Origin of the sequence: Actinoplanes cyaneus (assembly GCF_016862095.1) — a bacterium.
Classification (GTDB): domain Bacteria; phylum Actinomycetota; class Actinomycetes; order Mycobacteriales; family Micromonosporaceae; genus Actinoplanes; species Actinoplanes cyaneus.
Genome location: NZ_BOMH01000002.1, coordinates 169,435 through 188,372 on the forward strand (window position 1 = coordinate 169,435; position 18,938 = coordinate 188,372).

The 18,938-nt window shown below is 71.7% G+C and carries 19 protein-coding genes; 11 read left to right on the forward strand and 8 right to left on the reverse strand.

What is annotated here, in order from left to right:
- The first annotated feature begins 53 nt into the window (after positions 1–53).
- Positions 54–494 (forward strand): universal stress protein, encoded by a 441-nt coding sequence (locus Acy02nite_RS01725; RefSeq protein ID WP_203737932.1) that lies wholly within the window; start codon positions 54–56, stop codon positions 492–494.
- A gap of 131 nt (positions 495–625) precedes the next feature.
- Complete coding sequence (locus Acy02nite_RS01730; RefSeq protein ID WP_203737934.1) at positions 626–2,131, forward strand: cellulase family glycosylhydrolase; 1,506 nt, start codon at positions 626–628, stop codon at positions 2,129–2,131.
- Here the strand turns inward: Acy02nite_RS01730 and Acy02nite_RS01735 are convergent.
- On the reverse strand, positions 2,104–3,351 hold the full coding sequence (locus tag Acy02nite_RS01735; RefSeq protein ID WP_203737936.1) for a PQQ-dependent sugar dehydrogenase: 1,248 nt from the start codon (positions 3,349–3,351) through the stop codon (positions 2,104–2,106). The genes Acy02nite_RS01730 and Acy02nite_RS01735 overlap by 28 nt on opposite strands.
- Positions 3,352–3,422: 71 nt before the next feature.
- Positions 3,423–4,214, reverse strand: a complete 792-nt coding sequence (locus tag Acy02nite_RS01740; RefSeq protein ID WP_203737937.1) for a CPBP family intramembrane glutamic endopeptidase — start codon at positions 4,212–4,214, stop codon at positions 3,423–3,425.
- Positions 4,215–4,544: 330 nt separating this feature from the next.
- Here Acy02nite_RS01740 and Acy02nite_RS01745 point away from each other — a divergent pair, with 330 nt between their 5' ends.
- The 3 genes from Acy02nite_RS01745 to Acy02nite_RS01755 all read left to right on the forward strand — a co-directional run bounded on the left by Acy02nite_RS01745 (position 4,545) and on the right by Acy02nite_RS01755 (position 7,169).
- Positions 4,545–5,786 carry a sensor histidine kinase gene (locus Acy02nite_RS01745; RefSeq protein ID WP_203737939.1) on the forward strand — a complete coding sequence of 414 codons (1,242 nt, stop codon included), beginning with the start codon at positions 4,545–4,547 and terminating at the stop codon, positions 5,784–5,786.
- The gene (locus tag Acy02nite_RS01750; RefSeq protein ID WP_203737941.1) at positions 5,774–6,415 is read left to right on the forward strand and encodes a response regulator; all 642 of its coding nucleotides are present in this window, start codon (positions 5,774–5,776) and stop codon (positions 6,413–6,415) included. Before Acy02nite_RS01745 ends, Acy02nite_RS01750 begins: the two co-directional genes overlap by 13 nt.
- A 115-nt stretch (positions 6,416–6,530) precedes the next feature.
- The gene (locus Acy02nite_RS01755) at positions 6,531–7,169 is read left to right on the forward strand and encodes an AbfB domain-containing protein (protein WP_203737943.1); all 639 of its coding nucleotides are present in this window, start codon (positions 6,531–6,533) and stop codon (positions 7,167–7,169) included.
- Here the strand turns inward: Acy02nite_RS01755 and Acy02nite_RS01760 are convergent.
- The 3 genes from Acy02nite_RS01760 to Acy02nite_RS01770 form a co-directional block, all read right to left on the reverse strand.
- Complete coding sequence (locus Acy02nite_RS01760; protein ID WP_203737945.1) at positions 7,166–8,587, reverse strand: WGR domain-containing protein; 1,422 nt, start codon at positions 8,585–8,587, stop codon at positions 7,166–7,168. The genes Acy02nite_RS01755 and Acy02nite_RS01760 overlap by 4 nt on opposite strands.
- Before the next feature lie 70 nt (positions 8,588–8,657).
- Complete coding sequence (locus Acy02nite_RS01765; RefSeq protein WP_203737947.1) at positions 8,658–9,272, reverse strand: hypothetical protein; 615 nt, start codon at positions 9,270–9,272, stop codon at positions 8,658–8,660.
- 153 nt (positions 9,273–9,425) lie between these two features.
- On the reverse strand, positions 9,426–10,292 hold the full coding sequence (locus Acy02nite_RS01770) for a phosphotransferase family protein (RefSeq protein WP_203737949.1): 867 nt from the start codon (positions 10,290–10,292) through the stop codon (positions 9,426–9,428).
- 75 nt (positions 10,293–10,367) lie between these two features.
- Here Acy02nite_RS01770 and Acy02nite_RS01775 point away from each other — a divergent pair, with 75 nt between their 5' ends.
- Positions 10,368–10,784, forward strand: coding sequence for an integrase (locus Acy02nite_RS01775; RefSeq protein ID WP_203737952.1), 417 nt, complete (start codon positions 10,368–10,370; stop codon positions 10,782–10,784).
- A 7-nt stretch (positions 10,785–10,791) separates the two neighbouring features.
- A complete protein-coding gene (locus tag Acy02nite_RS01780; RefSeq protein WP_203737959.1) occupies positions 10,792–11,805 on the forward strand; it encodes a phosphotransferase enzyme family protein in 1,014 nt (337 codons plus the stop codon).
- Here Acy02nite_RS01780 and Acy02nite_RS01785 read toward each other — a convergent pair.
- Both Acy02nite_RS01785 and Acy02nite_RS01790 read right to left on the reverse strand, forming a co-directional pair.
- Positions 11,712–12,125, reverse strand: a complete 414-nt coding sequence (locus tag Acy02nite_RS01785; protein ID WP_203737961.1) for a hypothetical protein — start codon at positions 12,123–12,125, stop codon at positions 11,712–11,714. The two genes, Acy02nite_RS01780 and Acy02nite_RS01785, sit on opposite strands and share 94 nt — an antisense overlap.
- Positions 12,126–12,198: 73 nt before the next feature.
- Positions 12,199–13,155 carry a hypothetical protein gene (locus Acy02nite_RS01790; protein ID WP_203737963.1) on the reverse strand — a complete coding sequence of 319 codons (957 nt, stop codon included), beginning with the start codon at positions 13,153–13,155 and terminating at the stop codon, positions 12,199–12,201.
- Positions 13,156–13,209: 54 nt separating this feature from the next.
- On the opposite strand from Acy02nite_RS01790, the gene Acy02nite_RS01795 reads away from it, so the two are divergent.
- The 3 genes from Acy02nite_RS01795 (at position 13,210) to Acy02nite_RS01805 (ending at position 16,774) form a co-directional block, all read left to right on the forward strand.
- Positions 13,210–13,869: a TetR/AcrR family transcriptional regulator gene (locus tag Acy02nite_RS01795; protein WP_203737965.1), complete on the forward strand. Its 660-nt coding sequence runs from the start codon at positions 13,210–13,212 to the stop codon at positions 13,867–13,869.
- A gap of 104 nt (positions 13,870–13,973) precedes the next feature.
- The gene (locus Acy02nite_RS01800; RefSeq protein WP_203737967.1) at positions 13,974–15,743 is read left to right on the forward strand and encodes a flavin-containing monooxygenase; all 1,770 of its coding nucleotides are present in this window, start codon (positions 13,974–13,976) and stop codon (positions 15,741–15,743) included.
- Between the two features lie 41 nt (positions 15,744–15,784).
- Complete coding sequence (locus tag Acy02nite_RS01805) at positions 15,785–16,774, forward strand: NADPH:quinone reductase (RefSeq protein WP_203737969.1); 990 nt, start codon at positions 15,785–15,787, stop codon at positions 16,772–16,774.
- 7 nt (positions 16,775–16,781) lie between these two features.
- Here Acy02nite_RS01805 and Acy02nite_RS01810 read toward each other — a convergent pair whose 3' ends face one another.
- Positions 16,782–16,955, reverse strand: coding sequence for a hypothetical protein (locus Acy02nite_RS01810; RefSeq protein ID WP_203737971.1), 174 nt, complete (start codon positions 16,953–16,955; stop codon positions 16,782–16,784).
- A 350-nt stretch (positions 16,956–17,305) separates the two neighbouring features.
- On the opposite strand from Acy02nite_RS01810, the gene Acy02nite_RS01815 reads away from it, so the two are divergent.
- Positions 17,306–18,931, forward strand: a complete 1,626-nt coding sequence (locus tag Acy02nite_RS01815) for a tetratricopeptide repeat-containing diguanylate cyclase (protein WP_203737973.1) — start codon at positions 17,306–17,308, stop codon at positions 18,929–18,931.
- The last annotated feature ends 7 nt before the right edge of the window (positions 18,932–18,938 follow it).

The window sequence follows — 18,938 nt, forward strand, 5'->3', positions numbered from 1 at the left end:
GGATACAGTCGGTTTAACTGAACGCTGCACGTTCACTTAATGGGTGGCCGACTATGGGCGGGGACGGACCGGGATCGATCCTGGTGGGCATCGACGGGTCGACGCCGTCGATGCGCGCGGCGGCGTACGCGGTGGGCATGGCACGCCGGCAGCACTGCCGGTTGATCGCCGTCTACGTGCGGGCGCATCCCCCGGCGCTGCTGCCGCTCGGCGACGCGGGCGGGTGCGCGACGGCCACCGCGATCGAGGCGCAGGACGCGGTGGAGAAAGAGCTGCGGGAGACGTTCGGTCAGTACCTTCCGCAGCTCGGCGTCGCGGCGGAGCTCGTGGTGCGCACCGGCGAGCCGTTCACGGAGCTGGCCGCCGCGGCCTGCGAGGCGCGGGCCGACGCGGTGATCGTCGGGCGCTCCGCCGGGGTGCTGCACCGGATCGCCGGGTCGCTCGCCGGCAGGCTCGTCCGATGTGGGAAGTGGCCGGTCACCGTCGTACCGTGAGGGGGTCCCGGACCGGACCCACGCTCCCCATCTGCAACGTGTTTGCCCTCACTCAAGGCCTGCAACCCGGGTGATACCCGCCGATCGAAACGGGCGCCCCCGAAAAGCAACCTTGGCGAGAGGCCCACCCGATGCGCAACCGACTCCGTGCCACCTTCCTGGCGACTTCGCTGCTGGCGTCCTCGCTCCTGATGGGAACCGTGGTCACCGCGTCGCCGGCGCAGGCCGACACCGCCGACACTCCGGACCTGGCCGCCGCCGCCTCCGTCACGCCGACCCTGGCCGACCGCCTGGCCGCGGTCAAGGTCGCCAAGACCATCAACTACTACCCGTCGAACGCCGGCTGGTCGGCCATGTGGACGAACTTCGACCCGGTCGCGATCGACGCGGACCTGGCCGAGGCCGCGAGCCTGGGCGCCACCAACGTGCGGGTAATCGTCTTCCCGGACGCGTTCGGCTACCCGACCCCGAAGGTCGAGTACACCGAGAAGCTGCGCAAGTTCGTCAGCATCGCGGACTCCTACGGCATGACCGTCAAGTTCACCCTCTTCGACTGGTGGTCCGGTTACAGCGAGGTCGCGCGCAGCGTGTCCTGGGTGCAGGCCATCCTCGGCCCCTACCAGGACGACCCGCGGGTGATCGCCGTCGAGGTGAAGAACGAGTTCCAGCCGGACGACACGGCAGCCGTCACCTGGGTCAAGCAGATCATCCCCGCGGTACGGGCGATCGCCCCCGCCATGCCCCTGACGCTCTCGGTCGACGGCGGGACCGGCGCGGCCGGCATGGCGAAGATCAAGGCGGCGCTGGTGAGCACCCCGCTCGACTACTACGACTTCCACTTCTACGGCAACTCGGAGCGCTCGCTCGCCGAGATCCGCAAGGCGCAGGCGGCCGTCTCCCCCACCCCGATCGTGATCGGCGAGACCGGCGTGAGCAGCAGCGCGACCAGCGAGGGTGAGCAGGCCGTCTACCTGGCCCGGGTGTTCCGCGCGGCGGCCGAGGCCGGCGTCGGCTCGGTGGCGCCGTGGACGCTGAACGACTTCTCGGCCGGCGCGATCCCGTCGCAGTCGATCGTCTCGACGATCCCCGCGCAGTACACGTTCGGCCTGTTCCGCGCGGACGGCACCGCCAAGCTCGCCGCGTCGGTCGTGCGGACCGCCTGGACCACCGGCGCCATGCCGAACGCCTACCTGAACCTGGGCTTCGAGGCGCCGGCGAACGAGCTGACCTGGAAGGCGAACCAGCCCGCGGCGGGCGTCGGCACGGTCGTCACCGGCACGGCGCGCACCGGCACCTACTCGCTGAAGTTCGCCGGCACGACCCGGACCAGCTCCGGGCTGCCGTCGATGCGGACCGCGCCGATCACCCCGGTGCAGCCCAACTACAAGTGGCGTGCCGAGGCGTTCGCCCGCGGCTTCAACGCGACCGGCGTCACCGAGATCTCGCTGAGCTGGTTCGACGAGAACGGCAAGTGGATCAGCGAGACCACCTCGAACCGGCTGCCGGTCGGCAACACCACCTGGACGAAGCTGGTCGTCGACACGGTCGCCCCGGCCGGCGCCGCCGGCGTGCAGCTGCACCTGAAGTCCGCCGACAACTCCGGCGCCGTCTACTTCGACGACGTGGCGATGTCCTGACTCACCCGATAGATCGCCCCGGCCAGGTCATCACTCACGTAGATGGCCCGGTCGGGGCCTTGTGCTGCCATCACCGGGCGGCCCCACCGGTTGCCACCGGCATCCTGGAAGCCGCCCAGCAGCGTGCGTTGCGGGCCGAGACCGCCGTTGTCGTAGGCGAAGAACGACACCTCCGGCGCGCGGGGCGGCGTCCGGTTCCACGAGCCGTGCACGCCGACCAGCGCCCCCGGCCCGAACGGCGCCGGCAGCGTCGCGAAACTCAGGCCCAGCGGCGCCGAGTGCGCGCCCATCCCCTGCTCGATCTGCGGAAGCTTCGAGCAGTCCAGCTTGTCACCGGCACGGTTCAGCTGATGATCACGATCCCAGCCACGATCAAGATCCGGATTGCAGTACGGCCATCCGAGGTCCCGCCCTCGCGTCACCTTCGCCAGGGGCTCCAGCGGGTGATCGTTCACGTACTGCTGCTTGACCTTGCCGTCCGCGGGGTCGGCGATGTTGTCCCGGTTGTTGACCGCCGTCCAGACCGCGCCGTCCGGGGCGATCGCCAGACCCGTGCCGTTGCGCACGCCCCGCGCGAACACGGTCGGGGTGCCGCCGCCGGGCGGGGCCTCGAGGATCGTGGCGCGCTCCGGGCTCGCCTCCCGATCCTGCGCCGAGACGTTCCCGGTGGAGCCGACCGAGACGTAGATCGTGCCGTCGCGCCCGATCGCCACACTCTTCAGCGCGTGCGCGTAGGCGCCGCCTAGCTCGGGACTCTTCGCGTCGGGCAGACCGCCGATCACCACCCGCCTGCCGGTGACCGCCCCGGCGGAGTAGGAGAAGGAGTCGACCTGATCGCTCTCGGCCACATAGAGCGTGTCCCCCTGGAAGGCCAGGCCGTGCGGCTGGTTCAGCCCCTGCACCACGGTGCTCTGCCGCGGCGCCGAGTCGCCGCCGCCCGGGGTGAGCGCGACGACGTCGCCCACCTTGGGACGCGAGACCAGCAGCTTCCCATCCGGGCTCCAGGCGAGCAACCGCGCCCCGGGCAGACTCGCCCAGAGTGACACCGACCAGCCGGCCGGGGCTTGGATCCGGTGGCTGGTTCCCCGGACCGTCATCGTCGTCAGCGGCCCGGCCGCCGGGGGCGTCACCGGGGTCGCCGGGGCCGCCGAGGTGGAGGTGCAGCCGACCAGGACGAGCCCGGCGAGACCGGTCAGGAGGCCACGCACAACCGAGTTCATCCTGCGACCGTACCGCTGTGCTGCGGCCGTCCGGCTCTGACCGCCTGCCGGGCCGGGACAGCTGCCGAGCTTCAATCCTCCTTGCCGGCTCGCAGGAACGGAACGGCTGCCGCCGCGGCAAGCACCAGCACCACGAGCAACTGAATGCCGTCCTCGCCGAAACCCCCTGGGCCGAGGAGCATCGCGGTGGTCAGCGGCACGAGTACCAGGTTGTTGCCGGCGTGTGCCAGGCTGGCCGGCCAGATGCTGCGGCTACGGGCCCGCAGCCAGGCCAGAATGATCTCCTGGCACACGATCCACGCCGTCCAGCCGATCAGGCCGACAGTGAGATGTCCGAACTCGGCGTAGCCCAGCAGTGCGAGGGGGAAGTGCCACACCGCGGCGATCAGCCCGGCGACCAGCGCGGCGCGGCGCGGACGACCCGGGCAGACGCGGAGCAGCAGATAGCCGGTCCAGCCGAACTCCTCGCCCCAGAAGAGCACGGTGGCGGGCAGGGCGATCAGGCAGAGCAGCAACGGCACCGTCCAGACGGGCACGCCGGGAATCAGGTCCGCCACCGGGCGAACCGCCGGATTCCACCGCCGGGTCGCCGCGGCTAGGGCGATCACCGCGGCGACGACGGCCAGTGGGCCGAGCCAGGCCACCAGGTAGTACCGCCAGGCGGCGCGTAGCCGCAGACGTGAGCCGGCGTCCGCGAAACCCTCACGGGTGACCCAGCGCCGGACCACCAGCGCGGCGACTGCCGGCGCGAACCCGGCCGGCAGCTGCACCAGCGGGTTCACCAGCGACCAGCCGAGCACGGCGTGCGCCGTCACCTCCCAGCCCCAGGCGGCGCCGAACGCGATCAGCAGGAAGGCCGTCACACCCCGCCTTCGCGAGCGCTCCGCGGAGCTCGCCGCGCGGGCGTCCATCATGGTGGTCATCCGTCCCCCGTTTCGTCAGGTGCCGGGTCGCACGTGTGCGGCCCGTGCGCAGCTCCAGCGGCGTTGCGAGATCACGGTAGGAGCAGGACCGGTGACGGCGCGGTGTCGCTGGCAGCCGTAAGCGGGGTGGTGCCAGCTACACCTCCAGGAGACGCACCGGCACCACTGTGGCTGGACCCGTCATGCGCTGAACTCGGTGTCATGGCGAGGATCTCCACTGTCGGACCGCGGGCCGGCGTGCGACGCTGTGGTGATGCCTGGAGACCGGAGATGACGACTTCCGGTACGGGGACCATCCGGCGTGCGGGGCAGGCAACGGCGTACCTGCTGCGTGGTGGTGTCACCGGTGTCACCGCGGTCGGCGCGCTGCTGCTCCTGGTGGTGGCCGCTGCCCTGTGTCCCGTGCTGATCGGGGTGCCGCTGCTGGCGCGCGCCGTACGGGGCGGCCGGTCGCTGGCCGCCGGGGAACGGCGCCGGGCGGGGCTGCTGCTGGGAGAGGTGGTGCCGCGGCATGACCTCGAGTCGTCCGGGTCGTCGTTCGCACAGTTGCGTACGCTGACCCGTGACCCCGCGGCGTGGCGGGACCTGGCGTGGCTGGTGCTGCACGCCGTGACCGCCGCCCCGCTGGCCGTGTGCTGGCTGGCTCTGTGGGTGTGCGCGGTTCTTGCGCCCTTCGTCACGATGCTGTGGTGGGCGCCGAGCGGTGCGCCGATCGACTTCTTCGTCCCGATCGACAGCTGGAGCCGGGCGTCGGCCGTGCCCCTTCCCGTCGCCGCAGGCTCGGCGGCACTGCTGATCGTGGCCGGACCGGTGGTGGCATCGGCGCAGGCCCGGGTGTGCCGGGCGCTGCTGGCCCCGTCGGCCCGCGACCGCCTCACCGCGCGGGTCGAGCAGCTGTCGAGCACACGTGCGGCCGCCCTCGATGCCCACGCGCTGGAGCTGCGCCGCATCGAGCGGGATCTGCACGACGGCATCCAGGCTCACCTGGTCGCTGTGGCGATCAAACTGGGCCTCGCGCAGCGGCAGCGTCGCGCCGACCCGGACGCCGCCGACAACCTCGTCGAGGGGGCCCACGCGGGCGTCGAGCACGCCCTGACCACGCTCCGCGAGGTGGTCCGCACCATCTATCCACCGATCCTGGCCGACCGGGGACTTGCCGAAGCGGTGCGGACCCTCGCCGCCGAGTCACCCGTGCCGGTCCGAGCGTCGATCGGCGCGCTGGCAAGGCCACCTGCCGCGGTGGAGAGCGCCGCGTACTTCGTGGTGGCGGAGGCGCTGACCAACGTCGTCAAGCACAGCGGCGCCACCGAGATCACGCTGAGCCTCGATCAGGGCGGCGACCGCCTGGTGGTGGAGGTCAGCGACAACGGCTGCGGCGGGGCCGACCCGTCAGCCGGTACGGGCCTGGCCGGGATGACGGACCGGGCCGCCGCCCTCGACGGGAGGATGACCTTGCGGAGCCCAGCCGGAGGACCGACGACGGTACGGGTGGAGCTGCCGTGCGTGTCGTGATCGCCGAGGACAACGTGCTGTTGCAGGAGGGGCTGGGGCTCCTGCTGGCCACCGCCGGCTTCGAGGTGGTGGCCGCCGTCGATCGGGTGGACGAGTTCCTCGCCGCGGTGGACCACCACCGGCCGGACATCGCCCTGGTCGACATCCGGCTGCCTCCCACCTTCGCCGACGAGGGCCTGCGTGCCGTGCGCGCCGCTCGCCGGACCCACCCGGACCTGCCGGTGCTGGTGCTCTCCCAGTACGTGGAGCGCGCGTATGCCGCCGAGCTGCTCGGGGACGGTCGAGGCGGCATCGGCTACCTGCTCAAGGACCGGGTGTCGCGCGTCGACGACTTCCTCGACGCGATGCGGCGGGTCGCCGCGGGTGGCACCGCCGTCGACCCGCTGGTCATCTCCCGGCTGGTCGCGGACCACCGGTCGAGCCGGCTGGACGAGCTGAGCCCCCGGGAGCGCGAAGTGCTGGCTCTCATGGCCGAGGGACACACCAACAGCACGATCGCGACCCGGCTGTACGTCACCGAACGCGCCGTACACAAACATGTCAGCAACATCTTCGCCAAGCTGGACCTGCCTCCCGACGACGGCAGTCACCGGCGGGTCAGCGCGGTGCTCGCCTACCTCGGGCGATGATTCCCGGCCTCGGCTCCCTTCGGGCGCCCCACCGTCCTGCCCACACTCCGCCAGGGGTCCCGCTCGCGGCGGACCCGTACAGTGGTCGGTCGCGCAGGCAGCAGGAGGAACAGCAATGACCATTTACGGCCAAGGCGGCGTCGACGTCCGGGACCGCCGCCGTCTGCACCCGGGCGTCCTGACCCTGGTGGCCGCGGCGGTGGTGATCGTCGTGGCCGCCGGCGCGTACGTCGTCATGCGCTCCCCCGCCACGCCGTCCGCCTCGTCGCCCGTGGCGGCCACCTCCGCCGCCCCGGCCGTGTCGCCGGGGGTGTCGTCCCCTGCCGCGGCGCCCAGCCGGACCGCGCCGTCCGGGCTGGCCACCGGGTCGTGGCTGGTCTCACCGGCCGGCGACAAGGAGTCCTACCTCGCCGTCCGGGGTGAGTACGCCACCTTCTCCGTGGTGGCCGAACCGCTGACGGTGGTGAAGGGACTGGCCGACGACTCGTGCTTCACCTTCCGCGACGGCGACGGCAAGTACCTGCGGCACTTCGACTACCGCCTGCGCTTCGACGCGAAGGACGACTCCGAGCTGTTCCGCAAGGACGCCACGTTCTGCGCCGAGGACGACCAGCCGGCCGGCTCGTTCCGGGTCCGCTCGATCAACTACCCGGATTACTTCCTGCACCGGCGCGACGGCGCCCTCTACATCGACAAGCCCTCCGGCGACTCCTTCGAAGCCGAGAGCACCTTCACCCTCCGAACCCCCTCCTAAAGGAGGCGGCGGACGTCGCCGTAGGCACGGTAGAAGCCGCCTCGGGCGGCCTCGCGGACGCCGGTCACCACGAAGCGGCTGCCGGCCTCGCGGATGCCCTTCGGGAACTGGACCTGCCAGTCCTGGTGATACCCGGCGGAGAGCACCCTGATCCGCAGCCGGCCGCCCACGTCGACGCACTCCACCAGCACACCGCCGGCCGCGTCGTGGACGACCTCGACCGTCGTCGACGGCACGACCGCCTGGATGCGCGGCGGCGCCTTCACGTCGACGGCCTGCGGGACCGTGCCGCCCACCGCCGCGTGGATGGCCGCCTCGCTCGCGTCGATGCAGGCCAGCGAGCCGTCGGTGGTGACGATGTAGAGGCGCTCGTCCCGATACTGCATCGAGTAGGCCGAGCCGCACCCGGTGGACAGCTTCCACAGCCGGGTGCCGTCGGTGTCGAAGCAGTAGATCGACGACGCGCTGTCACCGGCGAACACATACCGCCCGTCCTCCGCGGTGGCGCACGAGTAGACCGCGGCGTCGCACCGGTACACCTGGCGCTCGCGCCCGTCCTTGCCCAGCTCGACGACCTGGCGGGTGGACGTGCCCGCGTAGACCGTGTCACGCTCCTGCCAGCCGAACAGCACCGGCCCGGTCTTCGTGTGCCACCTCTCCCGGCCGGTGCGCCAGTCGTAGCTCGTCACCCCGCCGGAGTGGCCGTGGTGCACGGCGGTCGCGTCGCACCGGACCATCCACGCCGAGCGGCCGCGCCCGGGCCGCTGCCACAGGAACTCGTCCTCGTGGTCGATCGCCGAGATCCCGCCGTTCGCGTCGGAGACGCCGAGCACGCCGTCGTGAATGTCCAGCCAGTAGATGTCGATCTCGGGCGCGATCCGGTACGCCAGGCGCGGCACCTTGCCGGACAGGTCGTAGACGTTGCCGTCGTCGCAGCCCGCGTAGATCCAGCCGTCGTCGGCGACGATGCACTTCACCCCGTCGGGCAGCCGGAACTGCTGCCGCACGGTCGCGTCGTGCCCGAGCGTGGTGATCAGGCCGCTCTCGTTGCCGACCATGCACACGTCGTCGTCGACGAAGATGCCGAACGCGGGGCTGCCCGACGCATAGCGCCACAGGATCGGCGCGCGCGTCGCCGTCGAGCGGGTGCTGACGATCTGACGGCGCGACACCGAACGTTTCTGCCGGCCGCCGGGCACCGCCGTCGCGTACCCCTTGCGGACCTTCTCCCCGATCTTCTTCGACGCCTCGGCCCGCGCCTTCTCCGGCGTGGTGAACGACGACCTCTTGACCTGACCCTGATCGCCGATCCGTCCATAGCGGATGGTCACGTCAGTGCCGTCGACGGTCACCTCGTAGAACTTGTGCGCGCTCCCGCTGTCTTCGGAGAGTTCGAGGTACGTCGTGTCGGCAGGCATCACAGCCACCCTTCGCCTTCGATCGGTCGCAAGAAGTGCCGGAACCGTAACGACAGGGTCTGACAAAAACTCAGGACGGTGGCCTGATCAGGGCGGACCGTTCCTCGGCCAGGGCGGCGAGCCGGACGAGATCGGCGACCCCGACAGCCGGATCGGTGCCGGCCGTCCAGATCACCGAGCGCGCGGTCAGGTAGACGATCTCGGTGCGCCCGTCCCGGCCGCGCTCCAGCGTGACCGGGTCACCGTCGAGCACGGTCAGCGTCGAGAAGCCACAATCCTGAGCGGCCTGCGCAAAGGAATCGGCGAAACTGCTCTGCGCCGCGTAGAAGACGATCTGCTCCCGTACGGCCGGGCCGACCGCGACCGAGAGCCATCCGCGCCCGCCCAGCGCGTACAGGTTCCGCTCGGTCGCCCACGGAAAGGTCCCGCAGCGGTCGGGCTGCTCGGCCACCCCGCCACCGCAGGAGTCGGCGGTGAGCAGCGTGTACCGCACGCTCGCCCGGTCACCGGCGGCCGGCACGTCAGCGGGCACCAGCGTCGCACCCTCCGGAACGGACGCCGCCACCCCGCACGACCCGGCCGGCGCGGGAGCCGTCGTCGCCACCTCGGGCGCGGGCTGCGGGCCGGTGCAGGCGGCGAGGAGCAGAACGGCGCCCGCCGCCACGGCCACCCCGTTGCCTGACATCGACATCCCTGATCGCCGGATTCGCACTGAACGCCCCGAGCGTATCGACAGACATAACCGTTGTTCGAGGCATGTCCGGAAGTCGATTCCCGCGCCCTGCTCCTCATCGCTGCCCGACTGTCGTCGCGGTCGGGAGCCGTGGCCTGCGCACGGTCACGCCAGCAGGTCGCGGATCCGGGCGATCGACCGCTGGAAGTATCGGTGGGACGGGGGCCGGGTGAGGAAGTCCGCCAGGGCGTACAGGTCGATCGCCCGGCTGATCTCCCGCCAGCCCGGAGGCAGAGAGCCTCCCCCGCGCCGGAAGCCGTCGACGAACGCCTCGGCGAAGCCGGGCGGGCGCGGGTCGCGCAGCATGTTGGCGACGTCGGTCAGCGGCGGCCCGCTGAAGGCGAACTCCCAATCCAGAACAGCAACGACCTCATCGCGTACGACCAGCAGGTTCTTCGGGTTGAAGTCGCTGTGCACGAGCTGCCGTGAGCCGTGCACCGACGCCAGCAGCGGGGTCATCCGGGTGGCGTGGTCCAGCAACGCCCGCTGTTCGGCCTCGGTGAGGTGGCCGTGCGCGTTGCCCTCGGCGAGGCAGCGGGCGACCCACTGGTCGAGGCCGGCGGCCGGCTCGGTGCCGTCGGGTTCCAGGGTCGCGCCGGTGAAGAAGCCGGGCGCCTCGAAGGTCACCGTGCCGATCCGGGCCAGCGTCTCCCCCACCGCCCGGCCGAGCGCCACGACGTCGGCCGGTCCGCTCAGGACCTCGCTCAGCATCCGGCCCGGCACGAAGCGGGTCAGCAGCACCCCCTCGCCGATCGCGACCACCTCGGGCACCGGCACGACCCCGGCGAGGCGGCGGGCCAGCGCGGCCTCGACCGGGCCGAGGTCGGCGCCACGGAAGCGCCGCAGCACGTAGGAGTGCCCGTCGTCCATGGTCAGCCGCAGGTTGTGGTTGCTGTAACCGCCGGTCAGCTCGTGCGCCTCGACGACGCGCCGACCGGGCAATGCCTGCTGCTCGACCCAGTCCCGGTTCATGGATCATCACTATCACCCGATACGGCGGTGGGGTGGACCACCGGCTGTGGCAGGATCGATGAAGGGGTGAGATCTGTGCGGACTCGGCTACGGCACCTGCGGCACGGCTCCCGGGTCTTCACCTGGCGGGCCGAGATCCATCATGTCCGCGGTGACCGGGACTGGCACCGCTGCATCCGGGTGCGGGTCTGGGGCACCGGCAAGGCCGGGCAGGCGTTGCAGGCGGATCTGCTGTCGCTGTTCGTGGGCCCGTGGGGCTGCGCGGCCGACGGTTCCTACCCGACGCCGGCCGACGTGCGGGCGCTGATCCTGTTCGCGCTGCGCAGCGGCTGGGATCCGAGCCGGCGCGGCGGCACGTTTGCGCTGTCCGAGATGCAGCACGCCGACGCGTTCGTCCTGCCGGACTTCGTGCTGACCGATCGTCTGCGGACACCGCACGGCGCGGACCCGACCGATCGAGTGCTCGCCTTCCACGCCCGCGAGCAGGGCTGAGCCGGCGGTGGCGCTGTCCCGGGTGCCGCCGCTGGCACCGCAGGTGCAGGAGGCGGTCGCGGGCGAGTTCCGGCTGGGGCGGGTGGTCTCCTGTCAGCCGGTGCAGACCGGGGTGATGAACCTGAACTGGCAGTTCACCACCGATCGCGGCATGTTCGCCGTCAAGCGGCTGACCGACCGGCCGCCGGAGGCCGTGCGCGCCGGTCAGAGTCTGCTGCCACGGCTGGCCGAGCGTGGCTTCCCGGTGGCGTCACCCCATCTGACCAGCACCGGCGACACGATTCTCACGATCGGCGATTTCTCGTACGCGGTGAACGACTGGATCCTCGGCGCCCACCCCACCGGTTCGGAGCTGGCTCCCGGCGCCTGCACCGAGCTGGGTGATCTGGTCGGCCGGTTGCATCTCGCCCTGGCCGAGCTGTGCCCGCCCGCGCCGCGGCGGCTTCCCGACACGCCCGCGACGGTTGCCCACGCCCGCGCGGAGCTGGAACGGTTCGCGCGCCTGTCCGACGGGTCCGACGGGTTCGGCCGTGACGGGATCGCCCGCCGGCTGGAGCTGCTGGACACGATCGGGGATCAGCGGCCACCGACCGCGGAGGTCAGCCCGTGCGGCTGGACCCACGGCGACCTGAACCCGCTCAACCTGCTGTTCCGCAACGGTCAGGTCGTCGGCCTGCTCGACTGGGACCGGCTGGGCGTCCGGCCGTACGGGCTGGAGGTCGTCCGCACCGCCACCATCCTGTTCGGCACGGACCTGGGCCGGGTCGCCGCGTTCGTCGAGGGTTACCGGGGCCGCGTCCCGATCGAGCTCGGCGACGCCGCCGACCGGCGCTGGTGGACCCTGGCGACCGAGACGTGGCAGCTCGAGCGTCACTTCGCCGGTGACCCGTCGTGCGACCACCTGTTCGCCACGCGCGGCGACTTCCTCTACTGGTGGACCGACCACCGGCGGGAGGTCAGCGCGGCGATGAGCCCGGGTTTCCGCTCGACCGGGTCGAAGTCCTCCGGGGTCGCGTCGTAACGGTCCTCGAACGCCGCCGGGATCATGATGCCCTCCGGGTCCATGTCCCGCAGCGCCATGTCGAGGCGCCGCTCGTCCCACTCGGAGCCGGCCGCGGCCGGGAGGTCCCGGATGAGGTTCGCCAGTCCGTTGAGCCCGAAGTACTCGCAGGCCTCGTCCGCCGCCCGCAGGTCCTCCGGCTCGAAACCGACCGCGGCCGCCGCCACGCCCCCGTTCAGCATCGTGCCGTGGACCAGCAGCAGCGCGCTCAGGTGCCGGTCGCCGGGGCCGCCGCCCTGGTGGGCGCAGGCCCGTTTCCACACCGCGTCGATCACGTTCATGCCACTGATGATGGCGGGCCGGGAATCCGGTTGACCCGGATTCGGCCGTTTCGGTAGACCCGTCCCATGGCCCTCATCGCTGGCCGGGGCTAGGCCGTTCGCGCTGGCGTACCGCTTCTGGCGGCACCAGTTGCGCTTCTACCAGGGCGTCGGTCACTAGGCCCCGGCGGGCCATCCCCGCGAGCAGGTCGGCGACCTGGACGCGCGGGTCGTCCCGCGAGTCGACGGTGACCAGGCCTGCCAGCGGGGAGGCGCCGTCCGGGCCGGCCAGCGCGCGCTGCAGCCGGGTGAGGCGGCCGGCGGTCAGGGCGCTCTGCTCGTCGTGGACCACCAGCACGCGCCGCCCGCCGCGCGACCAGAACAGGACCGTCTCGGCCAGCGCAGGGAGCAGCGGCTCCAGTGGTGGCGGGATGGCCTTGTCCTCGGCGTCCAGCCTGGTCACCACGGCTCGGACGTGGGCCGGGTCGAGCGCGTCGAGGACCGGGTCGGCGGGCGTGCCTCGTACGAGAAGATCGCGGGTCCGGAAGAAACGGTCGACGCGGGGACCGATCGGGCCGGGGCGCTTGGTGCGGGCCAGCTCCGCGAAGGCTGCCAGGAACGCGTCCCACGGCGGACCGGCCGGATGGCCCGCGAGCGCCTCCGCCCGCGGGTCACGCGCCAGGCTGGTCCCGGCGGCGTAGGACGGCTCGGCGAGCAGCAGGTCCACGATCCGGGAGACCAGGAAGGACTGTTTGTCGATCCGGTGCACGTGGGCACGGCCGGCCAGCGCGGCCAGGAAGCGGTCCAGTACGAGCCCCGGCCGGCGCAGCAGCTGCCCGGACTTGAGCTCGTGCGGCCGCCCGGCGTGCAGCCCGGCGATCACCCCGGCGGCCTCGCCCCTGGTCAGGTCCACACTGGCGTGCGTGATCACCGGGGCGTCCGAGCGCAGCAGATTCGTGCCGGAGAAGCCGGACTCGTCGCAGGCGATCTCCACCACCTCGCCGGCCACCACGTCGGGTGGCGGCAGCCCGCCCTGCAACGGTGACCGCACGCCGCCATCGTCGGCCGTTCGTCTCGTCCCGGCAACCGTTATCCTGGCCGTGACATGGGAGTCACCGCGCATCAGGGCAGCCGCCGGCACGAGCAGGTGGAGCACACTCGACTGCGGATCATCGTGGCAGCCGAGCGGCTCTTCGCCGAGCACGGCGTCTTCTCCGTCTCCAACCGGCAGGTCAGCGAGGCCGCCGGGCAGGGCAACAACGCCGCGGTGAACTATCACTTCGGGACCAAGGCCGACCTGGTCCGGGCGATCATCCAGCGGCACGCCGAGCCGATGGAGCAGCTCCGCGCCGAGCTGCTGGAACGCCATCGCGGCAGCACCCGCCTGCGGGACTGGGTGACCTGCGTCGTCCAGCCGTACACCGATCATCTGGCGTCGCTCGGCTCGCCCTGCCGGTATGCCCGGCTGGCCGCCCAGCTGATCACCGAGCCGCAGCTGCGGGAGCTGGCCGCGCTGGAGTTCGCCGGAGCGTCGCACCTGATCGCGGTGACCGAGTCGCTGCACGCCTGCCTGCCCGGTCTACCGCCGGCGGTGCGCAACGAGCGCGACGACATGGCGCACACGCTGATCACGCATCTGTGCGCGCAGCGGGAACGCGGGCTTCCGGAGGATCCCGCCGCGGCGGCCGCGGTGTGGTCGGCGACGGCGGTCGGGTTGATCGACGCGATCGAGGGGCTGTATCAAGCACCGGCGAGCCGGCCCTGAGGTTCCACAGTGATCAACATTCATTTGGCAATCACTTGACTTAAAAACGTGACGCGGCTTAGCTGATCCGGCCATCCCTCCGGTTCCACCCATAAGGACCACCCATGTCCCCGACCTACCAGCCGCGCCGCTACTCGCCCGCGCTCCTCGCCGAGCTGCGCGCGAAGTACCAGGCGGAGCGCGACCGCAGGATCCGCCCGGAGGGCACCGCTCAGTACCGGCGGGCCGCCGGCGATCTCAGCGCGTACGCCAAGGACCCCTACACCCGGTGGGCCGAGCGGGAGCCGGTCCGTGACCGGGTCGAGGCGACCGTGATCGGCGGCGGCTTCGGCGGCCTGGTCACCGGCGCCAGGCTGCGCCAGGCCGGCGTCGAGAGCCTGCGGATGGTCGACGAGGGCGGCGACTTCGGCGGCACCTGGTACTGGAACCGCTACCCCGGCGTGCACTGCGACATCGAGGCCACGGTCTACATGCCGCTGCTGGAGGAGGTCGGCTACGTCCCGAAGTGGCGGTACGCCCCGGGCGAGGAGATCCGTCAGCACGCGGTCGCCATCGCGAAACAGTTCAGCCTGTACGACGACACCCTGTTCCACACCCGCGTCACCGGCCTGACCTGGAACGAGGACACCGCCGACTGGACGGTGCAGACCGACCGCGGCGACGAGTACCGCAGCCGTTACGTGGTCATCTCCTCCGGCACGCTCAGCCAGCCGAAACTGCCCGGCATCCCGGGGATCGACGAGTTCGGCGGGCACACGTTCCACAGCAGCCGGTGGGACCACGACTACGACCTGACCGGCAAGCGGGTCGCGGTCGTCGGCACCGGCGCGAGCGCCATCCAGATCGTCCCGTCGATCGCGCCGGACGTCGAGCAGCTCTACGTCTTCCAACGCACCCCGTCCACCGTCGACGTGCGCGGCAACCGGCCGATCGACCCGGAATGGGCCGCGTCGCTGAAGCCGGGCTGGCAGCGCGAGCGGATGGAGAACTTCCTGACGCTGGTCACCGGCGGTCACGTCGACGAGGACCTGATCGACGACGGCTGGACGGCCACCGCGAAACTGCAGCGGCAGATGCTGACCGGCACCGTCGACGAGAACCTGACCGCCGAGGAGCGCGAATACCTCGACGAGCTGGCCGACGCGCGCAAGATGGACGAGATCCGGCACCGCGTCGCCGCGACCGTCGAGGACCCGGCGACCGCCGAGATCCTCAAGCCGTGGTACCGCTACATGTGCAAGCGGCCCACGTTCAGCGACCACTACCTGGAGTCGTTCAACCGGCCGAACGTGACCCTGGTCGACACCGCCGACCTCGGCGGGATCACCGCGATGACGCCGACCGGGGTCAAGGTCGGCGACCAGGAGTTCGAGGTCGACTGCGTGATCTTCGCGACCGGCTTCGAGGTCGGCATCTCCGGCGTCGTCTCCGGGACCCTGCCGGTCCACGGCCGTGGCGGCCAGCCGCTGCTCGCCCACTGGGCGAAAGGGCCGCGCACGCTGCACGGCTTCTACAGCCACGGCTTCCCGAACCTGTTCCACCTCGGCTCGCTGCAGAACGCCGCGGCCGTCAACTTCACCCACGTGCTGCAGGAGCAGGCCACGCACATCGGCGCGCTGGTCGCCGCGGCCGCCGAGCGGGGCGCCCAGCGGATCGAGCCGACCGCCGAGGCCGAGCAGGGCTGGGTCGACACCATCCGCGCGACGGCCCCGGTGACCTTCGACTTCCAGGCCGAATGCACCCCCGGTTACTACAACGGCGAGGGCAAGCCGCGGCCGGTGAACAACTCGTTCGGGCCCGGCCCGGTCGTCTTCCACGAGTTGTTGCGCACCTGGCGGGCCGAGGGCGGCATGGACGAGGTGCTGCGCTCGTAGAGTCGTCGCCGGTTGCTCCGATGGCTCGTAGAGTCATGGTCATGAAGGCGATCACCATCACCAGCACCGGCCTGGAACTCGTGGACAAGGACGTCCCCGAGCCCGGCGACGGCGAGATCCGGGTCCGGGTGCTGCGCTCGGGCGTCAACCCGACCGACTGGAAGCGCCGGTCCGCCACCGAGCCGGGCGCGGTCCCGAACATGGACGGCGCCGGGCTCGTCGACGCGGTCGGCCCGGGCGTGCTCTCCCACAACGTGGGTGACCGGGTCTGGGTCATGCTGGCCGCCCACACCGGGCCGCACGGGACGGCCGCCGAGTTCACGATCGTTCCCGCCGCGCACGCTTTCCCCCTACCCGAGCCTTTCCCGTACGACGTGGGCGCCTCCCTCGGAGTCCCGGCCGTCACCGCCCACCGCGCGCTGACCGTCGCCGAGTTCGGCCCCAAGCGGCTCAGTCCCGGCGCGCTTGACGGGCGGACCGTGCTCGTCGCCGGCGGGGCGGGAGCGGTCGGGCACGCGGCGATCCAGCTCGCCCGCTGGGCCGGCGCGACAGTGGTGACCACGGTCAGCAGCCCTGACAAAGCCGAGCTGGCCACGGCCGCGGGCGCCCATCACGTCGTCGACTACAAGCACGGGGACGCCGCTGCCGAGATCCGGGCGATCGCGCCGGACGGGGTGGACGTCATCGTCGAGGTGGCCGCGGCGCAGAACGGCGCGCTGAACCAGGCGGTCGCGGCGAACCACGCGACGATCGCGATCTACGCCAACAACGGCGGGGACACCGCGGCGTTCGACATCCGCCCCCACATGATGATCAATGCCCGGATCCAGTTCCTGATCCTCTACACGGTCGGCGAAGAGGCGTTGCAGGCCGCGGCGGAGGACATCGGCGCGGCTCTGCGAGACGGCGCCCTGCCCGTCGGCTCCGAGCACGGCCTGCCCCTGCACCACTTCCCGCTCGCCGAGACGGCCGCGGCCCACGACGCCGTCGAGCAGGGCGCCGTCGGCAAGGTCCTGATCACCCTCGGCTGACCCGCTCCTAGCCGCGCGCCCGCTGCTCGGGATTCGGCGGCCGGTTCTCGATCAGCGGGTCGGCGACCCGCGGCGGCGCTTCTCCAGCATGCCGGTACTGGCGGGTATGGTCGTGCTCGACCTGCCGCCGGGCCCTCTTGTATGCGGCCTGGGCCCGGATCGGCTCGATGTCGAACAGCACCGCGAAGAAGATGCCCGCGGCCAGCGTGAGCCCGGCTGTGGCACAGTTTCCGGGACCTGGTGGCGAGGAGGGCGAATCCGCTGCCCGTCGATGAGATTCGGACAACACGGCCGCCTTCAGTCAGATAACAGGCACGTGCGCTCCTGGCGACTGATGGGCAAAATCGGTCACACGCCGGGTGGCTGAGCGCCGGCGGCGGCACGGCCGCACGAAAAGCTTGGGAGGGCGCGGTTGATGGCGTACCCGGGAAGGGTTTGAATCTCGGGGTCGATGGCCGGTCAGCATCCGGTTGTTCTCAGGACGGTGGGGAGCGGACCGATGGTGATCTCAGCTTCCAGGAGGAGGAACGGATGACCGTCGGCCATGCGCCCGAGACCGTCGAACTGCTGGCCAGGGCCGAGGAGTTGCGCCGGGCCGGGGATTACCGGGCGGGGTGCGAGACCGCGCGGCGGGCCGCGGACCTGGCGCGCGCGGCCGGTGACGGCGCGGGGCAGGCGGAGGCGCTGCGGTCGCTCGCGAACCAACTGCTGCGGATCGGCCGGCAGGAGGAGGCGGTCAGCGCGTGCCGTCAGGCGGTCGCCGAACTGGAGGCGCTGAACGACGGCGCCGGTATCTGCCGGGTGCTGACCCTGCAGGCGATGCCGCTGCGTGACCTGGGCATGCACGAGGAGGCCCTGGAGGTGCTGGCGCGGGCGCGCGACATCGCGCAGTCGCTCGGAGACCAGGACCTGCTCTACTGGGTGCACAACCGGACCGGTGTGGTGCACGGCAGCATGGGCGAGCATGCGCTGAGCAACACCTATCTGTCGCAGGCGCTCACGATGGCGACCGGGATGGACGACGAGGCCCGGTTCTGCATCCTGAACAACATCGGCGACAACGCGACGTACGAGGTGCCGCGCCTGCGCCGCCTCGGCGCCGTCGAGCAGGCCGAGGAGATGCTGGTCAACGCTCTCACCTGGGTGGCCGAGGCGCTACGGCTGGCACGGGCGGCCGGCAACCCGTTCCGGGAGTCGCTGAGCCTGGACAACTACGGGGTGCTGCTGGCGCTCGCCGGCGACCTGGACGCCGCGGCCGCGCAGCTGGAGCAGTCCCGGGTGATCGCGGTGGACGCCGGTTACTGGTCGCTGGAGTCGTCCGCGCTGCAGCACCAGGCGCGGCTGCGGCTGCTGCGTGGTGAGCACGAGGCCGCGGTGGACGGGTTGCGGCTGGCGCTGGACCGGGCGCGGCGGGTCGGCGAGAAGCCGATGGTGATGGAGATCCTGCGGGAGCTGTCCGAGGCGTACGAGCAGGTCGGCGACTTCCGGGAGGCGCTGCGCTGCTACCGCGATTTCCACGACCTGGAGCGCGAGCTGCACAACCAGGTCGCCGCGGCGAAGGCGCGGATGGCGGCGCACCACTTCGAGCTCGACAACGCGCGCCTCGAGGCCGAGAACGCGCGCCTCGAGGCGGAGCTGCACCGCACGTCGATGGTGGAGCTCGCCGCCGCGAACGCGGTATGGCAGCGGCAGGCGACCGAGGACGCGCTGACCGGGCTGCCGAACCGGCGCTCGGTCGACGAACGGCTCCCCGCGCTGGCCGCCGGGTCCGCGCCGCTCGCCGTCGCACTGGCCGACGTGGACCTGTTCAAACAGGTCAACGACCGGTTCGGGCACCCGGTCGGCGACGAGGTGCTGCGGCGGATCGCGGCGATCTTCCTCGACGGTGTGCGGGACACCGACCTGGTCGCGCGGCTCGGCGGTGAGGAGTTCCTGGTCGCGCTGAGCGGGTTACGGGCGCAGGAGGCCCGGGCCGCCTGCGATCTGCTGCGGGCCCGGGTCGCCGGGTACCCGTGGGAGCAGATCGCCGAAGGGCTGAGCGTGACCATCAGTTTCGGGGTCGCCGACTCGACCGGCGCGGATCTCGGGCTGGGGCTGGCCGACCAGCGGCTCTACGAGGCGAAACGGGCCGGCCGCAACCGCGTCCACGCTCACTGAGCCCGCG